20 protein-coding genes, 1 tRNA gene and 1 pseudogene are annotated in these 18,107 nt (G+C 65.4%); 15 read left to right on the plus strand and 7 right to left on the minus strand.

Going from position 1 to position 18,107, the window contains the following annotated elements; translation table 11 throughout:
• The first annotated feature begins 36 nt into the window (after positions 1-36).
• The 12 genes from ruvC to OXU50_07645 all read left to right on the plus strand — a co-directional run bounded on the left by ruvC (position 37) and on the right by OXU50_07645 (position 10,252).
• Entirely contained in the window at positions 37-582 is a 546-nt protein-coding gene (gene ruvC, locus OXU50_07590; GenBank protein ID MDD9869733.1) for a crossover junction endodeoxyribonuclease RuvC, read from the plus strand.
• Positions 579-1,160: a Holliday junction branch migration protein RuvA gene (ruvA, locus tag OXU50_07595; protein MDD9869734.1), complete on the plus strand. Its 582-nt coding sequence runs from the start codon at positions 579-581 to the stop codon at positions 1,158-1,160. Before ruvC ends, ruvA begins: the two co-directional genes overlap by 4 nt.
• A gap of 294 nt (positions 1,161-1,454) precedes the next feature.
• Positions 1,455-2,015 (plus strand): hypothetical protein, encoded by a 561-nt coding sequence (locus OXU50_07600; protein ID MDD9869735.1) that lies wholly within the window; start codon positions 1,455-1,457, stop codon positions 2,013-2,015.
• Positions 2,016-2,107: 92 nt separating this feature from the next.
• On the plus strand, positions 2,108-3,148 hold the full coding sequence (ruvB, locus tag OXU50_07605; protein MDD9869736.1) for a Holliday junction branch migration DNA helicase RuvB: 1,041 nt from the start codon (positions 2,108-2,110) through the stop codon (positions 3,146-3,148).
• 131 nt (positions 3,149-3,279) lie between these two features.
• Complete coding sequence (tolQ, locus tag OXU50_07610; GenBank protein MDD9869737.1) at positions 3,280-3,984, plus strand: protein TolQ; 705 nt, start codon at positions 3,280-3,282, stop codon at positions 3,982-3,984.
• Positions 3,977-4,411 (plus strand): protein TolR, encoded by a 435-nt coding sequence (tolR, locus tag OXU50_07615; protein MDD9869738.1) that lies wholly within the window; start codon positions 3,977-3,979, stop codon positions 4,409-4,411. The genes tolQ and tolR overlap by 8 nt, the downstream gene beginning before the upstream one ends.
• Positions 4,412-4,419: 8 nt before the next feature.
• Positions 4,420-5,301 (plus strand): cell envelope integrity protein TolA, encoded by an 882-nt coding sequence (locus OXU50_07620; protein ID MDD9869739.1) that lies wholly within the window; start codon positions 4,420-4,422, stop codon positions 5,299-5,301.
• Positions 5,302-5,314: 13 nt separating this feature from the next.
• Entirely contained in the window at positions 5,315-6,598 is a 1,284-nt protein-coding gene (gene tolB, locus OXU50_07625) for a Tol-Pal system beta propeller repeat protein TolB (GenBank protein ID MDD9869740.1), read from the plus strand.
• Position 6,599: 1 nt separating this feature from the next.
• Positions 6,600-7,490, plus strand: coding sequence for a tetratricopeptide repeat protein (locus OXU50_07630; protein MDD9869741.1), 891 nt, complete (start codon positions 6,600-6,602; stop codon positions 7,488-7,490).
• A 167-nt stretch (positions 7,491-7,657) separates the two neighbouring features.
• Positions 7,658-8,284, plus strand: a complete 627-nt coding sequence (gene queE, locus OXU50_07635; GenBank protein MDD9869742.1) for a 7-carboxy-7-deazaguanine synthase QueE — start codon at positions 7,658-7,660, stop codon at positions 8,282-8,284.
• Complete coding sequence (queC, locus tag OXU50_07640) at positions 8,281-8,982, plus strand: 7-cyano-7-deazaguanine synthase QueC (protein MDD9869743.1); 702 nt, start codon at positions 8,281-8,283, stop codon at positions 8,980-8,982. Before queE ends, queC begins: the two co-directional genes overlap by 4 nt.
• Before the next feature lie 52 nt (positions 8,983-9,034).
• Entirely contained in the window at positions 9,035-10,252 is a 1,218-nt protein-coding gene (locus OXU50_07645) for a YeeE/YedE family protein (protein MDD9869744.1), read from the plus strand.
• A 25-nt stretch (positions 10,253-10,277) separates the two neighbouring features.
• Here OXU50_07645 and OXU50_07650 read toward each other — a convergent pair whose 3' ends face one another.
• Positions 10,278-11,147, minus strand: a complete 870-nt coding sequence (locus tag OXU50_07650; GenBank protein ID MDD9869745.1) for an outer membrane beta-barrel protein — start codon at positions 11,145-11,147, stop codon at positions 10,278-10,280.
• Positions 11,148-11,284: 137 nt separating this feature from the next.
• On the opposite strand from OXU50_07650, the pseudogene OXU50_07655 reads away from it, so the two are divergent.
• Positions 11,285-11,491: pseudogene (locus OXU50_07655) on the plus strand (FMN-binding glutamate synthase family protein).
• A gap of 26 nt (positions 11,492-11,517) precedes the next feature.
• Here the strand turns inward: OXU50_07655 and rpsI are convergent.
• A complete protein-coding gene (gene rpsI / locus OXU50_07660; protein ID MDD9869746.1) occupies positions 11,518-11,916 on the minus strand; it encodes a 30S ribosomal protein S9 in 399 nt (132 codons plus the stop codon).
• A complete protein-coding gene (gene rplM, locus OXU50_07665) occupies positions 11,916-12,350 on the minus strand; it encodes a 50S ribosomal protein L13 (protein ID MDD9869747.1) in 435 nt (144 codons plus the stop codon). The genes rpsI and rplM overlap by 1 nt, the downstream gene beginning before the upstream one ends.
• Before the next feature lie 133 nt (positions 12,351-12,483).
• Between rplM and OXU50_07670 the strand changes: the two genes are divergently transcribed.
• Positions 12,484-12,576, plus strand: a tRNA-Ser gene (locus tag OXU50_07670).
• A gap of 49 nt (positions 12,577-12,625) precedes the next feature.
• Complete coding sequence (locus OXU50_07675) at positions 12,626-12,967, plus strand: hypothetical protein (protein MDD9869748.1); 342 nt, start codon at positions 12,626-12,628, stop codon at positions 12,965-12,967.
• A gap of 24 nt (positions 12,968-12,991) precedes the next feature.
• On the opposite strand, the gene OXU50_07680 is transcribed toward OXU50_07675, so the two are convergent.
• The 4 genes from OXU50_07680 to OXU50_07695 form a co-directional block, all read right to left on the minus strand.
• Positions 12,992-15,184, minus strand: a complete 2,193-nt coding sequence (locus OXU50_07680) for a multicopper oxidase domain-containing protein (protein MDD9869749.1) — start codon at positions 15,182-15,184, stop codon at positions 12,992-12,994.
• Between the two features lie 121 nt (positions 15,185-15,305).
• Positions 15,306-16,586 (minus strand): ammonium transporter, encoded by a 1,281-nt coding sequence (locus OXU50_07685; protein ID MDD9869750.1) that lies wholly within the window; start codon positions 16,584-16,586, stop codon positions 15,306-15,308.
• Between the two features lie 18 nt (positions 16,587-16,604).
• Positions 16,605-16,943: a P-II family nitrogen regulator gene (locus tag OXU50_07690; protein ID MDD9869751.1), complete on the minus strand. Its 339-nt coding sequence runs from the start codon at positions 16,941-16,943 to the stop codon at positions 16,605-16,607.
• Between the two features lie 185 nt (positions 16,944-17,128).
• Positions 17,129-18,058 (minus strand): hypothetical protein, encoded by a 930-nt coding sequence (locus tag OXU50_07695; protein ID MDD9869752.1) that lies wholly within the window; start codon positions 18,056-18,058, stop codon positions 17,129-17,131.
• Between the last annotated feature and the right edge of the window lie 49 nt (positions 18,059-18,107).

Consider the following 18,107-nt stretch of genomic DNA (forward strand, 5'->3'; position numbering starts at 1 on the left):
TTTCTGCGCGCCGCCGGGTATAATGCGGCGGCCCATGTGGATGCCAGCCAACACGCCAACCGCTTTCCCGCCGCACGGCGCGCGATGAAGCGCATACTCGGCATAGACCCCGGTTTTCGCCACACCGGTTATTCCGTCATTGAAAGCAACGGCCGCGCGCACCGCCACATCGCCGGCGGCGTCATCAACATCTCCGACTTGCCGCCGCACGAGCGGCTCGGCGCCATCTTCGACGGCGTGCTCCGGGTCATCGAGACGCACAAGCCGCGCGAGACGGCGGTGGAGGAAGTCTTTCTGGCGAAGAACGCCGCCGTCGCGCTGAAACTCGGCCAGGCGCGCGGCGCCGCGATTTGCGCGGCGGTCAAGGCCGGGCTGCCGGTGCACGAGTACAGCGCGAAATTCATCAAGAAGGCGGTGACCGGCGGCGGCGCGGCGGACAAGCGCCAGGTTCAGTACATGGTCTGCCGCCTGCTCGGCATCGCCGAACGCGAGCGTTCCGACGAGTCGGACGCGCTGGCCGCGGCGCTGTGCCACGCCTTTGTGTCGCATGTCCGGCGGCCCGCCGCGGAGGCCGTGCAATGATCGCGCGCCTGTGCGGCACGCTGATTGTCAAAAGGCCGCCGCACCTGCTGATTGATGTCGGCGGCGTCGGCTACGAATTGCAGGCGCCGATGTGCACCTTCTACGCGCTGCCCGAGGCCGGCGCCGAGGTGACCGTGCTGACGCACCTGCTGGTGCGCGACGACGCCCACATCCTCTACGCCTTCGCCGGCGAATACGACCGCGCGCTGTTCCGCGAGGTGCTGAAGGTCAGCGGCATCGGCGCCAAGACCGCGCTGGCGATTCTGTCGGGCATGGAGCCCGGCGCCTTCCGCGAGTGCGTCGAGGCCGGCGACGCCGAGGCGCTGGCGCGGCTGCCCGGCATCGGGCGCAAGACCGCCGAGCGCCTGATTGTCGAGATGAAAAACCGCTTTGACGACGAATTCTGGCAGGCCGCGGCGCGCGGCCCGTCGGCGCGCGGCGACGGCGTGCGCGACGCGCGCGAGGCGCTGGTGGCGCTGGGCTACCGGCCCGCCGACGCGAAGCGCATGGTCAAGGCCGTCGAAACCGCCGGCAGGGACACCGAGCAGATTATCCGCGACGCGCTGAAATCGGCCTGACGGCGCGCCGGCCAGCGCCGGAACCCGCCCGGCGAACACCCCGAAGCCCCTTGCACGGCGGCAAAATGGCACTGCCACAAGTCGTTGAACGGATAGTTGAATTGACAGGGAAAAGGGCGTGGTATAGATTGCGGATACAAGCCCGCAGGTGCGTTTTTCGGGGCGGTTGCGGGCAATACAGGAGGAAGGGGCGCAGTGTGCGTGGTGTGCACAGTGTCAATCGTCAATCAGACGGCGTCAGCGTTTTTTTCGGCGCCGGATTAATCCGCAATTCAAGTGGAAGGAGGAAAAGAAATGGATGTTGGCGCGAAAACGGGATTCGAGATTCCGCTGTTCAATGAGGTCGCGGCGATTTATATCGGCTGCGGCCTGACCAGCCCGGAGGCGGATCCGAAATTCAAGGCCGCGCTGGAAGATTGCCTGCCCCGCCTTGAGAAAGTTGATGTGGTGTACAAGCAAAACACCGCGAATGAAGTGAATATCGTGGTGCCGAGCTTTCCGCAGTATGACGGCGAATTACAGCGGTTGACCGAGCAGCAGATAGAAAAAATAACCGGCGGCGCTTTTGAAATCGTCGGTATCGTCGGTATCGTCGGCGGCATCGGCGTCATGCTGATTGGCGCGGGCGGCGTGACCGCTGTCGGCGCCACCGGCTCGGTCGCGAGCGTCATGCTTTTTGGCACTGTCATCGGAGTGAATGCAGCCGCTGTTGCGGCGGGCGCCGCTGCCGTCGGCCTGGCCGCCGGCGCCGGCATCGTGGCCGCCGCGGTGGTTTCGACCGCAGTCGGTCTCGGCATCGCCGCCGGCGCGGGCGCCTTCAACTCCGGGCCTGTCAGCGTCGGACACGCCAGTTAGGTTCGGCCAACCTTCTTTCGGGCGGGAGGCCGCAAGCCGCCTCCCGCCTGCCGCCGCCGGGCGCATCGTGCCGGGCATATAATAGGGGGCTTATGTCCCCGCCAGCCAACCCCCTGCTCGACGCCGAGCGAGTTGCCGAAGAGGTTTCCCTCGACGGCGAGATTCGCCCGCGCAGGCTCGGCGATTACATCGGCCAGGCCGCGGTCAAGGAGCAGATGGAGATTTTCATCACCGCCGCGCGCGAACGCGGCGACGCGCTCGACCATGTGCTGATATTCGGCCCGCCCGGCCTCGGCAAGACGACGCTGGCGCACATCGTCGCCAACGAGATGGGCGTTGAAATGCGCCAGACCGCCGGGCCGATACTCGAGAAGGCCGGCGACCTCGCGGCGATGCTGACCAACCTCGAACCGCGCGATGTGCTGTTCATTGACGAGATACACCGGCTGCCGCCGGCGGTCGAGGAGATACTCTACCCGGCGATGGAGGACTTCCAGCTCGACATCGTGCTCGGCGAGGGGCCGGCGGCGCGCTCGATCAAACTGGATTTGCCGCCGTTCACGCTGGTCGGCGCGACGACGCGCGCCGGCCTGCTGACATCGCCGCTGCGCGACCGTTTCGGCATCGTGCAGCGCCTTGAGTTTTACAGCACGCAGGAACTGGCCGCCATCGTCTCGCGCAGCGCCGGCATTCTCGGCGTTTCGGCGGCGGACGACGGCGCGCTCGAGATTGCGCGCCGCTCGCGCGGCACGCCGCGCGTCGCCAACCGCCTGCTGCGGCGGGTGCGCGATTACGCGCAGGTCAGGTCCGACGGCGCCGTCAGCCGCGAAGTCGCCGACCGCGCGCTCGACCTGCTCGAGGTGGACGCGCACGGCTTTGATGTGATGGACCGCAAACTGCTGCTGGCGCTGATCGAGAAATTCGGCGGCGGCCCGGTCGGCATTGACAGCCTGGCGGCGGCGGTCGGCGAGGAGCGCGGCACCATCGAGGATGTCATCGAGCCGTTCCTGATTCAGAGCGGGTTTCTGACGAGGACGGCGCGCGGGCGCCTGGCGACGGCGGCGGCGTACCGGCACTTCGGGCTGGAGCCTTCCGGCGCGGGCCGCGCCGCCGCGCCGGACTTGCTGTCTTGAGCGTCTTTTCCCGGCGGCGTGTCACGGCGGTGCGTGCCCCGGTGCGTCTCCCGGCATGCCCCGCAGTATGTTCCCATCTATGCCCATCTGTGCAATATGCGTTAGAATTGCGGCTTTAGAGGGAGCACAGGATGGGATCCGATTTCAACTTTTTCTCGCTGGTCGTCGAGGCGACCTTTGTCGTGCAGATGGTCATGCTGCTGCTGGTGGCCGCCTCGGTGATGAGTTGGACGCACATCATCGGCAAGTGGCGCGAATTCAAGCAGGTGCGGCGCCGCGCCGATGACTTCGAGGAGCGCTTCTGGTCGGGCGTGGATTTGTCGCAGTTGTACGCCGAACTGGGGGAGGGGCGGCAAAGCGGCATGGCGGCGATTTTTCAGAGCGGCTTCAAGGAATACGCGCGCCTGCACAAGCAGGGCGCGCTGTCGCCGGCGGCGATTGCCGACACCGCGGTGCGCTCGATGAAGGTGGCGCTGTCGAGGGAAGTGGACAGTCTCGGCAAGCACCTGAACTTTCTCGCCGTCATCGGCTCGACATCGCCGTATGTCGGTCTTTTCGGAACGGTGTGGGGCATCATGCACGCCTTTCTGGCGCTGCGCGATGTGCAGCAGGCGACGCTGTCGCTGGTCGCGCCCGGCATCGCCGAGGCGCTGGTGGCGACGGCGATGGGGCTGTTTGCCGCGATTCCGGCGACCATCGCCTTCAATCGTTTCAGCGACAGCACCAACCGGCAGTTGATGCGCTACGACAACTTCATCGAGGAATTCACGGCCATCCTGCACAAGCAGGTCCACCGCAGCGGCGGCCCGTCCGAGGGGGGTGTCGGCGATGATTGACTATCCGGGCGCGCAGCGCTTCAAGCCGATGTCCGAAATCAACATCGTGCCCTATGTGGATGTGATGCTGGTGCTGCTGGTCATCTTCATGGTGACGGTGCCGCTGATTCAGCAGGGCGTCGAGATTGACCTGCCGGAGGCCTCCGCCGAGGCGCTCGCCGACCACCCCGAGACCGAGCCGCTGATTGTCTCGGTGGACCGGCACGGGCGGTTTTTCATCAACCGCGGCGAATACGCCAACCGCCCGATTTCCGCCGCCGTGCTGACGCAGCAGATTCAGATCATCGTCGCGGCGACGGCCGGTTCGCCGGTTTATGTGCGCGGCGACCGCAACACCGATTACGGTCATGTGATGACGGCGATGATCCTGCTGCAACGCGCCGGCGCCGGCCAGATCGGCCTGGTGACGCAGCCGCCCGGCAGGTAGGTTTCCCGGTGGACGCGCGTTCCCGGCTGAAGTCATCGGCGGTCATTTCCTGCGCGCTGCACGTGCTGGTTTTCTCGCTGACCGCGTTCGGTTTCGCGTCGTGCACCGGGCCGGTCTTGCAGGGCCGCGAGGCGCAGCCGCAAATCATCGAGGCGACCGCGGTCCATCCGAAGGAAATCGAGCAATACTACGAGCGCCGCAGCCTGGAGCGGCGGCAGGCGCTTGAGCGCGAAAAACGCGCGCAGCGGAAACAGATGGAGGCCGAGCGCAGCCGCGCCGACGCCCTCAGGAAAAAGAAGCGGGAATCGCTGCAACTTGAAAAAGCCCGGCAGGAGCGCCGGCAGGCGCTTTTGCAGGAGCGCGAGCGCAAGGCAGAGGAAGCGCGCCGCCTGAAAGAGAAACTCCGGCGCCAGGAAGCCGAGCGCAAAAAGCGCGAGGCCGAACAGCGCCTGCGCGCCGAGCAGGAACGCGAACGCGAGCGCAAGCGCAAGGCCGAGGAAGCGCGCCTGAAAAAAGAGCGCGAAGCCGAGCAGCGGCGCAAGCGCGCGGCGGAAGAGGCGAAGCGCCTGGCCGAAGAGGATCGGCAACTGAAAATGCGAAAGCGCCAGCGCGCGCTGTGGACGCGCCAGTATGTCGGCCTGCTGCGCGACAGCATCGAGCGCCAGTGGAAGAAGCCGCCGAGCAGCGTCAAGGGCGGCGACTGCGTGCTGAAAGTGCGCCAAAGCCCCGCCGGCGAAGTGCTGGATTTGAACATCGTCAGTTGCGACGGCGACCGGCTGTTCATGCGCTCGGTCGAGGAGGCGGTGTGGAAGGCGAGTCCGCTGCCGCCGCCGCCGTCGCCGGATGTGTTCGACGCCGATGTGGAACTGACTTTTCGGCAGAAATACTGATGACAGGAAACGCATGACAGGAAAGGCCCCCCTGGCGGGCGCGCTGCTGCTTGCGCTGCTGCCCGCCGCCGCGCAGGCCGAACTGAAGGTCGAGATTACCGGCGGCGTCGAGGGCGGCATCCCGATGGCGGTGCTGCCCTTCGACAACGAACCGCGCGACATCAAGCGCACCTACAGCACGATCATCGCGTCCGACCTCGCTTACAGCGGCCTGTTCAGCCTGCTGCCGGCGGAGGAAGTGGCCTCGCTGGTGCGCCGCCCGACGGACGCCGAACATTACCGCGGCTGGGCCGGTGCCGGCGTCGAGAAGATGGTCGTCGGCAGGGTGATGAGCGGCGGCGATTTGCAAATCGCGCTGTTTGACATTGTAAAGAGGCGCAAACTGGTTGAACTGGAGTTTCCGGTCGCGTCGCGCAAGCCGAGCGATGTCGCGCATTACGCCAGCGACCTGATCTACGAGGAACTGACCGGCGTGCCCGGAATCTTCAGCACCCGCCTGGCGTTTGTCAGTTCCGAGAAGGCCGGCATCCGGTCGCGGCGCTTCCACCTGACCGTGGCCGACGCCGACGGCGGCAACAGCGTGCAGATTTTCACTTCCTCCGAACCCATCATGTCGCCGTGCTGGTCGCCGGACTACCGGCGCCTCGCCTATGTGTCGTACGAAAACGGCGTGCCGGAGATTTTCATCCAGGTGCTCGGCAGCGGCCAGCGCACCAACCTGTCCGCCGCCATTGGCCGGGGCAATTCGCCCGACTGGTCGGACGACGGCGGGCGGCTCGCCTTTGTGTCGTCGCGCGACGGCAACCCGGAGGTGTATGTCTATCACTTCAACGGCAACCGGATTGAGCGCATCACCGAGAACCTGGCGATTGACACCGAGCCGGCGTGGGCGCCGGACGGCTCGCTGCTGTTCACTTCCGACCGCAGCGGCTCGCCGCAGGTGTACCGGCTGGACGCGCATGGCCGCGACCCGGTGCGCCTGACCTTCAAGGGCGGTTACAACTCGGACGCGGATGTTTCCCCGCGCGGCGACAAGATTGCCTGGGTCAGCCAGCGTCCGCAGGGTTTCTCGGTCGTCGTGCGCGACTGGCCCGACGGCGACGAACTGGAATTGAGCCTCGGCCTGATTGACGAGAGGCCGCGTTTCGCCCCGAACGGACAGTTGCTGAGCTACTTGACCAACCAGGGCGGGCACGCGGCGCTCGGCCTGCTGACGGTGGACGGCGTGTTCGGCAAACTGATTCTGGTGGACGCCGGCAAAATCCGCGGCGTCGCCTGGTCGCCGCTGGTGCGCTGACATGCGGCGGTTTGTTGCGGCGGTCATCTTGTTCGCGGTGCTTCCGGCGGCGGCGCAGCGCGACACCCCGGAAAACCAGTTGCTGATTGAGTTGCTCGACAAGGTCGAGCGCTTGCAGACCGAGTTGAACGAGTTGCGCGACCGCAACGACCGCCTGCAACACGAACTGGAGAAATTGAAGAGGGAATTCAACGGCGCCGCCGCGCCTGCGCCGGAAACCGGCGCGCCGGACGCGGCGCCATCGCCGGACGCCGCGCCGCTGGACACTGCGTCGCCGCAACGGGCTACGCCGCCGGGCGCTGTGTCGCCGGACACTGCCCCGCCGGGCATTGCGCCGCCGCCGGATGTCGCGCCGCCTGACACTGCATCGCCACCGGACGCCGCGCCATCACCGGATACCGCGCCGCCGCAACGCGCCGCGCCGCCGCCGGACACCACGCCATCGGACACCACGCCATCGGACGCCGCGCCGTCGCCGCCCGTGCGCCGGGATCAGCCGCCGGTGCACGGCGAGGAGGAGTACCGCAGGTATCGCGCCGCGTGGAGCGCGCTGAACGACAAGGATTATGTGCGCCTGCGCGAGGGCTTCGGTGAATTCCTGGAGCGCTATCCGCACGGCAAATACGCGGCCAGCGCGAAGTACTGGATCGGCGAATCGTGGTACGCGCAGCGCGATTTCGGCAAGGCCGAGACCGCTTTCAGGCGCGTCGTCGAAGAGCACGCCGACCACCAGAAAAGCGAGGACGCCTCGGTCAAGATTGCGATCATCCGGATGGAGCGCGGCGAGCACGACGCCGCCCGCGAAATTCTCGACAGCCTCGCCGAATCCGCGACGCAGAGGTCCGTCCGCGATTTGGCGCGCAAGAAACTCAAACTGCTGAAAAAGCGATGACGCCGACGCCGCCGGGCGGCTCCGCCGCAACCCCGGAGGCGGCCCCGAACGCGCCTTCAAACACGCCTCCGGACACGGCCTCAAATGCAGTCCCGGACACAACGCCGGACAAAGCCCCGAACAGGCCCCCGGACACGCCGCCGGCGGACAGGCGCAACGCACTCAGAATCACCGAATTGTTTCACTCGCTGCAGGGTGAATCGCTGACGGCCGGCGTGCCGACCGTTTTTGTGCGCCTGACCGGCTGCCCGCTGCGCTGTCATTATTGCGACACGGCCTACGCCTTCAGCGGCGGCCACTGGATGGACATCGCCGACATCCTCGAACAGGTCGGGCGCCACGGCGCCGATTATGTGACGGTGACCGGCGGCGAGCCGCTCGCGCAGAAGCGCTGCCCGCGGTTGCTGGCCGCGCTGTGCGACGCCGGTTACCGGGTTTCGCTCGAGACCGCGGGCGCGCACGACATCGCCGTCGTGGACCCGCGCGTCGTCATTGTCATGGACATCAAGACGCCTGGTTCCGGCGAGGACGGGCGCAACCGCTACGGCAACATCGCGCGTCTGCGCGGCGGCGACCAGGTCAAGTTCGTCATCTGCGACCGCGCCGACTACGAATGGGCGAAGCGCAAACTGGACGAGCACCGCCTGGACGAACGCTGCTGCGTGCTGTTTTCGCCGAGTTGCGGCGAGCAGGACGCCGCCGAACTGGCCGGCTGGATACTGCAAGACCGCCTGCGCGTGCGCCTGCAACTGCAACTCCACAAGATACTGTGGGGCGGGGAGCGCGGGCGTTGACCGGCGCCGCCGAACGCCGCGCGGTGGTGCTGCTGTCGGGCGGGCTGGATTCGGCGACGACGCTCGCCATCGCCGCGCGCGACGGCTGCCGCTGTTTCGCGCTGAGTTTCGCCTACGGCCAGCGCAACGCCGCCGAGATTGGCGCGGCGCGCCGCGTCGCCGCCGCCGTCGGCGCCGCCGAACACCGCTGCTTCACGCTCGACCTCGCCGCCATCGCCGACTCGGCGCTGACCGACCCGTCGGCGCCGCTGCCGGCAAACGGCGGCGGCGGCATTCCGCCGACCTATGTGCCGGCGCGCAACACGGTGTTTCTGGCGCTGGCGCTGGCGTGGGCGGAAACGCTGGGCGCGCGCAGCATTTATCTCGGCGTCAACGCGGTGGATTACCCGGGCTACCCCGATTGCAGGCCGCGCTTCATTGAATCCTTCGAGAAAACCGCCAACCTGGCGACGCGCGCCGGCGTCGAGGGCGGCGGTTTTCGCATCGTAACGCCGCTGATTGCGCTGACCAAGGCCGGCATCATATCGCGCGGCGTTGCCCTCGGGCTGGATTACTCGCTGACGGTTTCGTGCTACCGCGCCGACGAACGGGGCCGCGCCTGCGGCGAATGCGACGCCTGCCGTTTCCGCCGCCGCGGCTTCGAGGAGGCCGGTGTGCCCGACCCGACCGCCTACCGCCCCGGCAGCGTTTATAATTGACCGCGTACTTCCGGGTTTCCGGTTTTTCAGATTTCGCAAGGCGGGTGCAAACATGGAATTATTGCTTCTTCAACAAATTTTGCTGGCGGGCTTTGTCATCGCGCTGGTGCTGGGCGCGGTGACCTGCAAGACCAGTTTCTGCACGATGGGTGCGGTGTCGGACATCGTCAACATCGGCGACAGCGGGCGCATGCGCGCGTGGCTGTGCGCGATGGCGACGGCGGTCATCGGCGTCGCGCTGATTGACGGCTTTGCCGGCGCCGACCTGTCGCTCGCCGACGACGGCGCCACCGGCAAGCCGCCGTACGGCACGCCGGTGTTCGTCTGGCCGCGCTACATTCTCGGCGGCCTGCTGTTCGGCGTCGGCATGACGCTGGCCTCGGGCTGCGGCAACAAGACGCTGGTGCGAATCGGCGGCGGCAACCTGAAGTCGGTCGTCGTTTTTCTGGTGATGGGCGCCGGCGCCTACCTGATGATCTACACCAACTTCGGCTACCACCTGTTTTTGCGGTGGATGCCGTCGCTGGACTTCTCCGCCTGGGGCCTCGCCAGCCAGGGCGTGGATGAACTGGTCGGGCATCCGCTCGGCATCGCCGGCCCGGCGTGGAGCCGGATAACGGCGCTGATCATCGGCGCCGCGGTGCTGGCGTGGGTTTTCCGGTCGCGCGACTTCCGCGCCAGCCTTGACAATCAACTGGGCGGCTTTGTCGTCGGCGCGGCGGTGGTCGGCGCGTGGTACCTGACGGCGGGGCCGGCGGGCCGCAGCCTGCTCGATGAAATCGCGTTTCTCGACGAAATTCCGTACGACGCCGGCGCCCAGTCTTTCACCTTCGTCAAGCCGAGCGCCCATCTGTATTACTACATTCAGGAGGGCTTTGCGTCCAACCTGCTGACCTTCGCGCTGGTCGCCGCGTTCGGCGTTGTCGCGGGTTCGTTTCTCTACTCGGTGGTTTCCGGCAACTTCCGCATCGAGTGGTTCGCCGGCGGCGGCGACCTCGCGCGCCACCTGATTGGCGGCTTTCTGATGGGCGTCGGTGGCGTGCTGTCGCTCGGCTGCACCTTCGGCCAGGCGATTACCGGCGCCTCGACGCTGGCGCTCGGCTCCTTCATCACCTTCGCCGCGATTGTGCTGGGCGCGGCGCTGACGATGAAGGTGCAGTACTACAAGATGGTGTACGAGGACGACGCGACTTTTGCCGGCGCGCTGGTCGCGTCGCTGGCCGACTTGCGCCTGGCGCCCGCCGCCTGGCGCAAACTCGACCGCGTCTGAGGCGCGCCGCGCCGCCCGCGCGCGGCTACTGCCCGAACAGGTATTTGACGGTGAACAGCGCCGACCAGTAGTCGATGCCGGCGAACTTCGTGCGGTTGGTCAGGTTCGGCTCGTCAGTGTGTTCGTCGTAGCGGTTGGTGTCCGAGAAGTCGTCGAGGTCGGTGTACGAGACCTTCAGGCCGACCAGAAACCTGCGGTTGACGCGGTAGTCCGCGCCGGCGTGCAACTGCCACGCGTACACCGTGTCTTCCATGTCCGTGTCCTGCACAACCCGGCGGCGGTTTGTCGGGCGGTGACTGTCAACAAAGACCGAGATGTAGCGCACATCCGTCACCTTGACATCGGCCCTGCCGATGCCGGCCCCGACATAGGGAATGAAGTCGCCGTAACCGGGGAAGTCGTAATAGACATTGGCGAACAGCGAGCGGGTTTCTATCCTGCCGACGCCGCTGGTCTCGGATTCCTGCGCCGAACTGGGCAGCCGGCAGTCGGTGCCCAGAAAGCACGCCGGCGAACCGTCGCTCAGCGAAGAGCTCCTGAAACGGTGCGTGGCGTCGTTGCGGGCGTGGTTGGCGTTGATCTCCAGCCGGAATTGATTCCACATCCAGCCGGCGGACAGGCCGAATTGCAGCCCGGTGTCGGTGTCCACCTCGTATTCCCAGCGGTAGCCGGGTTCGCCGCCCGGGAAGCCCGTTTCGCAGCCGGTGAAATAACAACTCATTTCCTGGTTGCGCCCCTGCTGGCGGAAATCCGCCCGCCAGACGAGGCCGGCGTCGCCGCCGACATAAAATCCCGAACGCGCCGCCTGCCCGCTTGCGGGCGCCGCCGCGCAGGCCAGCAGCCCGGCAAGCAGCAGCGCCGCCGTGCCGCGAAATGAAATGTTGCAATATGTCATGAAGGTTTCCTTTGTGTTGGGTCGGTTATAATTCGCATCAGGCGAATCGCCGCAGCCAATGATACTACGCGACCGTGACTGAATCCATCTCTTTTCTCGAAAGCATTGAGCAGTTGGTGCTGTCGGCGGCGGTTTATCTGCTGATTGCGTTTTTTGCGCTGCTGCTGCTGGCCCTCGTCACCGTCGCCGTCCTCTACATCGTGGATGTGGTGCAGATGAAGAACGCGATTCACCGCAACTATCCGGTCATCGGCCACTTCAGGGAACTGTTCGAGCACCTGGGGGAATTCTTCAGGCAGTATTTCTTCGCGATGGACCGCGAGGAACTGCCGTTCAACCGCGCCCCGCTGAAAGGGGCTGAAAGGGGCGCTCAGCGCTTCGAGTACTGGATGTCTTTGCGCGCCTTGCGCAGGCCGACTTTCTTGCGCTCGACGATGCGCGCGTCGCGCGTCAGAAAACCGCCCTGGCGCAGCGGCGCGCGCAAATCCGCGTCGGACTGCAAAAGCGCGCGGGCGATGCCGAGGCGGATGGCGCCGGCCTGGCCGCTCGGGCCGCCGCCTTTGACGGTGATGTCGAAGTCGAATTTCTTCACCGCCGACACCGCCGCGAGCGGCTGCTCGACGAGCATGCACAGGGTTTCGCGCGGAAAGTATTCGCTGAACTTGCGCTGGTTGACGCGAATCTTGCCGGAGCCCGGGCGCATGAAGACGCGCGCCACCGAGCATTTGCGGCGCCCGGTTCCGTAATACTGCCGGCTGCCTTCGGCCATCAGTTCAGTATCTCCAGCGTGGCCGGCTGCTGCGCCTCGTGGCCGTGCTGTTCGCCGGCATAGACGCGCAGTTTGCGGAGCATCGCGCGCCCCAGCCGGTTTCTCGGCAGCATGCCCTTGACGGCGTATTCAATGGCGCGTTCGGGGTGTTGTTCCAGCATTTCTTTCAGCGATGTTTTTTTCAGGTTGCCGATGTGGCCGCTGTGGCGGTGGTAGAACTTGGCGTTTTTCTTGTCGCCGGTGACGGCGACGCGCCCGGCGTTGATGACGACGATGTGGTCGCCGGTGTCTATATGCGGCGTGAACTGCGGCTTGTGCTTGCCGCGAAGCCGCTTTGCAATCTCGCTGGCGAGCCGGCCGAGCGGTTTGCCGGTGGCGTCAATCAGATACCACTTGCGCTCGACTTCGCCGGGTTTGGCGCTGTAAGTCTTCATAAAAGGTCAGCCCCCGCTGTTCAGGGGGCGCCCATGATAGCCGAACCGCCGCCAATCGGCAAGGGGCCGGCGGGCGGGCCGGATGGCGGGTTTTCCGGCAGGCCGGGGCCGTCTTCCCCTATACTACCGCCGTGGAGAGGTACCGAAGTGGTCATAACGGCGCTGACTCGAAATCAGATGGTCGGTTTTTGCCGGCACGTGGGTTCGAATCCCACCCTCTCCGCCAAATTTTCTGCGGCTGGTCGGGAAGCCGCCATTGAACGCCTGAGGAGGTCATGATGAAAAACACGATGAAGAAACTGGCTGTGGCGCTTGCCGCTGTGGCAGCGGCGGGGTGCGGCTCATATGAGGATGAATTCTCCAAAAGCCGCTACGCGGCGGAGATGCAGGGCATGATGGATGTCTGCATGGCGATGCAGAAAAACGGCGAACTGCCCGGCATTGCCGGCGGTGAAAACCGCGCGCTGGAGTTTGCGACGGAGCAGATAGACTTCTCGGAAAAAGACGATGTCGGCTATCCGCTGCAAATCCAATGCATGATTTCCGGAGACGGGCAGGCGCAGACGTTCACCTTCAACCGGGAAACGGCGGACGCGGACTGGATGCTGATGCGGTAGGCGCCTGCGGCGTTGCGGCGCGGCTCAGAACATCCACTTCAGGCCCGCGCCGCCTTTGTAGTCGGAGTCGTAGAGCGCGGTCAGCGACAGGTTTTTGTTGAGTTCCCACGACAGGCCGACGCGGTACTCGTCGTCGTCCTTGAGTTCGTAGTGCCATTCCAGCATCAGCCGCGATGTCAGTTGCAGCGCGGATTTCAGTTCAAGGCTGGCTTCGTTGCCGGAGTCGAGCCGCAGGTCGGCGTCTATCAGCAGCGGCAGCGTGTAGTGCAGGCCGATGACGGCGTGCTTTTCCGGGTCTTCGTGGCTGTCTTCGCGTTCAAGGGTGGCGCCGATGTAGCCGTCGAGGAAGCGGCTGAAGTTTCTCCGGTAGAGAAAGTCGGCGTCGTAGGCCTTGTCGTAATCGTAATCGTAGTGGACGACGAAGGCGTTGCGCAGGTTGGAGGCGCGCAGGCGCCCGGCCGCCATCTGGCCGAGCACGGCGGCGTGGCCGGCGAAATGCCAGGCGTTGTCGTGCGCGATTTTCTCCCTCGTGCCGTCGTTGAACGACGATGAACCCTCGTAACTGATGACGCGCGCCATGCCTGTGTGCATGTGGTAGAGGTTGTGGCAGTGGAAGAACCAGTCCTTGTCTTCCTTCGCCTCGAACTCAATGACGGTTGTGCCCATCGGCGGCACATTGACGGTGTGTTTCAGCGGGCTGTATTCGCCCTGTCCGTTCAGAACCCGGAAGAAATGCCCGTGCAGGTGCAGGGGGTGGTTCATCATCGTCTCGTTCTCAAGCACAAGGCGGGTGTTTTCGCCCTTGCGGATGCGGATGCTGTCGGATTCTGAAAGCGTCTTGTCGTTGAACGCCCACACATAGCGCTCCATGTTGCCGGTCAGTTGCAGGCGCACCTCTCTTTCGGGCGCGCCGGCGGGCAGCGTTGTCCGGTTTTTCGCGCGCAGCGCCGAGTAGTCGGTGAGGTGCGCGACGACCGCGCCGCCGCTGTCAGGCCGCCGGTGGTGCGCGTGCATGTCGTGTTCGTCGTGCTCGTCTTGCATTTTGTGCGTGTCCGGCATGTCGTGTGCCTCGTGCATGTCGTGCGCTCCGTGCGCCTCTTGCATGTTTTGTGCTCCGTGCGTGTCATGCGCCTCGTGCGCGTCTTGCATGTCATGTGCGCCGTGCATGTCGTGCATATCGTGTGCGCCATGGTGCGCGTGGCTCATCCGGTACCAGTCGGGCATCGGGATATCCGGCGCCTGCACCCGTTCGCCGGCGCCGATGAAGGTGTTGCTGTAACCGGCGCCGTCCACCGAAGTCGCGCGCAGCGCGTAGGCGCGGCGCTGCGGTATTTCGACCACCACATCCCAGGTCTCGGCAATCGCGATGCGCAGGCGTTGCACCTTCCGCGGCTCGACATCAACGCCGTCGGCGGCGACGACGGTCATCGGCCCGCCGGCGAACTCGACATCAAAGTAACTCGATGCGGCGGCGTTGATCAGCCGCAGCCGGACGCGCTCGCCGGCGTCCGCCGCCAGCGTCTGCTCACGCTTGCCGTTGGCGAGGAACAGGTCGTAGCCGACATCGGACGGGTCCATCGGCCCCATGCGTATCCACGCCCCGTGCAGGCGGTTTTTGACCGCCGGCCAGCCGCGCGCCGCGACCCCGGCCCATGACTGCACGGTGTTTTTCTTGCGCGCGTAATAGTCGCCGTCTTTTTTCAGGTTGCGAAGAACCCGCGCCGGCGCCTCGTCGGTCCAGTCCGACAGCACCACGGCGTAATCGCGTTCGGCGGCGACGGTTTCCTTCTCGGGGTGAAAAATCAGCGCGCCGTAAATGCCGCGTTGTTCCTGCAGGCCGCTGTGCGAGTGGTACCAGTAGGTGCCGGCGTGGGTCACTTTGTACTGGTAGGTGAACGACGCGCCGGGGGCGATCGGCTGCGTCGTCAGCCACGGCACGCCGTCCTGGTCGTTGGGCAGCAGAATGCCGTGCCAGTGCACCGAACTCTCCTCGTCCAGCCGGTTGCGGAAAGTGACGCGCAGCGTGTCGCCGACGGCGGCCTCGATGGTCGGCGCCGGAATTTGGCCGCCGATGGCGATTGCCTGCGCCGGTTTGCCGGTGAAATGCACGGTGATGGTGTCGATGTCAAAGGCATACTCGACCAGCGCCGCCCGTGCGCCGTTCGCCGACAGCGCCGCCAACAGCGCCGCCGCAGCCATCGTGCGGAATGTTTTCATGGCCCCTGGATTATAACGCCGTTGCAGCGGCGATTGCGGGGCCGCGCCGCCCGTTTTCGGGCGGGGGGAGGTCAATGAAAACCCGCGCGCCGATCCCGGCGCGCGGGTTTTCGCGTTGGCGTCAGAGGTTGTAGCCCTTCTCGTCGTACTGGTTGATGTCGAGGCCCTCGGTCTCTTCGTCCTCGTCCACGCGCAGGCCCACCAGCATCTGCACGATCTTCAGCACAATCCAGGTGGCGACCGCCGTCCACACGAGAACCGCGGCCACGCCCATGAACTGGACGCCGAGTTGGCCGCCCATCGTCATGCCTTCGGCGTAACCGGCGCCGCCCCAGCTTTCGGCGACGAACACGCCGCACAGTATCGTGCCGAGCGCGCCGCCGACGCCGTGCACCGGGAACACATCGAGCGAGTCGTCAATCTTGAAGGTGCGCTTGATCATGTTGGTCGCGATGAAGCACAGCGTGCCGGCGCTGACGCCGATAATCAACGCGCCCAGCGGGCCGACAAAGCCCGACGCCGGGGTGATGGTGCCGAGGCCCGCGACCATGCCGGTCACGATGCCGAGCACGCTCGGCTTGCCGTGGCGCACCCACTCCAGCGCGGCCCAGGTCAGCGACGCCGCCGCGGCGCTGATGTGCGTGACCAGCATCGCCATGCCGGCGTCGCCGTTGGAGGCGACCGCGCTGCCGGCGTTGAAGCCGAACCAGCCGACCCACAGCATGCCGGCGCCCGCCACCGTCAGCGTCAGGTTGTGCGGCGGCATCGGCGTGCCGGGAAAGCCCTTTCTCTCCTTCAGCACCAGCGCCGCCACCAGCGCGGCGACGCCGGCGGTGATGTGAACGACGGTGCCGCCGGCAAAATCAAGCAGGCCGGCCTCGCCGAGCCAGCCGCCGCCCCACACCCAGTGGCACACCGGAAAATAAACCACCGTCAGCCACAGCAGGCTGAACAGCAGCATCGAGGAATACTTGATGCGCTCGGCGAAGCCGCCGACAATCAGCGCCGGCGTGATGATCGCGAAAGTCAGTTGAAACATCACAAACACCGTCTCCGGCAGCGTGCCGGAAAGGGCGTCGCGGCCAATGCCGGCGAGCCACGCCTTGTCCAGCCCGCCGATCCAGGCGTTGGCGCCGCCGCCGTCGGAAAACGACAGACTGTAGCCGTAAATCAGCCAGACAATCGAGGCCAGGCAGGTGATGGTGAAACACTGCATCAGCACCGACAGCACGTTCTTGGCCCGCACCAGGCCGGCGTAGAACAGCGACAGCCCGGGGATGGTCATGAACAGCACCAGCGCCGTCGAGGTCAGTATCCAGGCGGTGTCGCCGGTGTTCAGTTCCTGCGCCGAGGCCGCCGCCGGCAGCATCAGGCCCCACAAAATAACCGGTAATTTTTTCATTTCTGTCAGCCTCCTGTGTCAAATGGCGTCGTCGCCGACTTCGCCGGTGCGTATCCGCACGACCCGTTCCATGGCGAGGACAAAAATTTTGCCGTCGCCGATCTTGCCGCTGTTGGCGGTTTTGGAGACCGCCTCGACGACGGTGTCCACCTGGTCGTCGGTGACGGCGATTTCCAGTTTCAACTTGGGCAGGAAATCAACCACATATTCGGCGCCGCGGTAGAGTTCGGTGTGCCCCTTCTGGCGCCCGAATCCCTTGGCCTCGGTGACCGTCATGCCGCGCACGCCCGCTTCGGACAGGGCCTGCTTGACTTCCTCCAGTTTGAAAGGTTTGATGATTGCGGTAATCAACTTCATGCTTCACTCCTTCGGGCGGCGTTGAGTCGCGCCCCTGCCATGTAATAATCAAGAATTGTGCCAGCGAGAAAAAGGCCGCCCCGCCGCGGTTTCCGGCGGCGCCACAACACACGACAGCCCCCCACATGCCCCGCCGGATGCCGGCGGTGCGCCCCGACGGGGCAGGCCGGGCGGCGGCGCGGCGCTTAGCGCCAGCGGCGCAAGCCCAGGCGGCCCAGGATGCGTCTCGCCACCGACCGGAGGTGGGATACGCTGAAATGGGCCAGGATGTATCCGGGCCACAGCAGGGCCTTGTTCGGCAGCCCTTCGGCTTTGGCGATGTGCAGCCGCTGCATTCGCGGCGAGGTCATGCCGGTTCGATGGCGCGAAGTCCAGACGGGAAATTGCGCGCCGTCTGTATGCCAGCGTCCCGGCTTGAAATTCCTTTCACCGCTGAGACAAAAATCCAGGCCGTGTTTGACAAGCAGCAGCGTCGCGACAGACTGGTCGTGGCGGTGTTCGCGAAAATTCCCGTCGTTGGGTGCGACCGACTCCGAGTCATCCAGGTAGCGATAGTTGTTTTCGGTGCAGACGGCAAACCATTCCCGCGCCAGTTTAACCGTGGCTGCGGTTTTTTTCAGCAGCATGACACCGCATTCATGTTGAGCCTGTTCCACCATTTGCAGTTCCGGGTCCAGCCGCAGTATCGTGTCCATCTTGGTCCAGTGTTTGACGGGGTATTCGGATTGCGCCGCCACATGGAAAGTCACAACCGAGTGCCCGGCGCACATCTCAACGTACTCGGCCAGCCGCTGCCTGCCGTGCGGATTGAGTTCGCAGCCGGCGTCCACATAGAGCAGGATATCGCCTTCGCGCATCGTTTGCAGATGACGCAGTATCAGAAACGGCTTCCACAGCCAGCAGCCGTAGCCGCGCCGTTTATTGGCTTTGATGAAGGCGCCGTGCTCCCGCCGGAAGTCGGGGAAATCACGCCGGAGGCTTTCGTCGGTGTGGCCGGTGATTCCATCGAACAGGCCGAACGCCCGCGCTTCGCGGCAAACCCGCCGGACTGCGCGGCGGTACTTTCCGGCGCCGCCGCCGAATGTCATGAAGAAAATTTGTGGTTTCTGTTCCACCGGATTGCCCGCCAATCGCCGCCATAATAATGCATAATGCCGCTTTCAC

This window comes from Gammaproteobacteria bacterium, from assembly GCA_028817225.1.
Lineage (GTDB): Bacteria > Pseudomonadota > Gammaproteobacteria > Poriferisulfidales > Oxydemutatoraceae > Oxydemutator.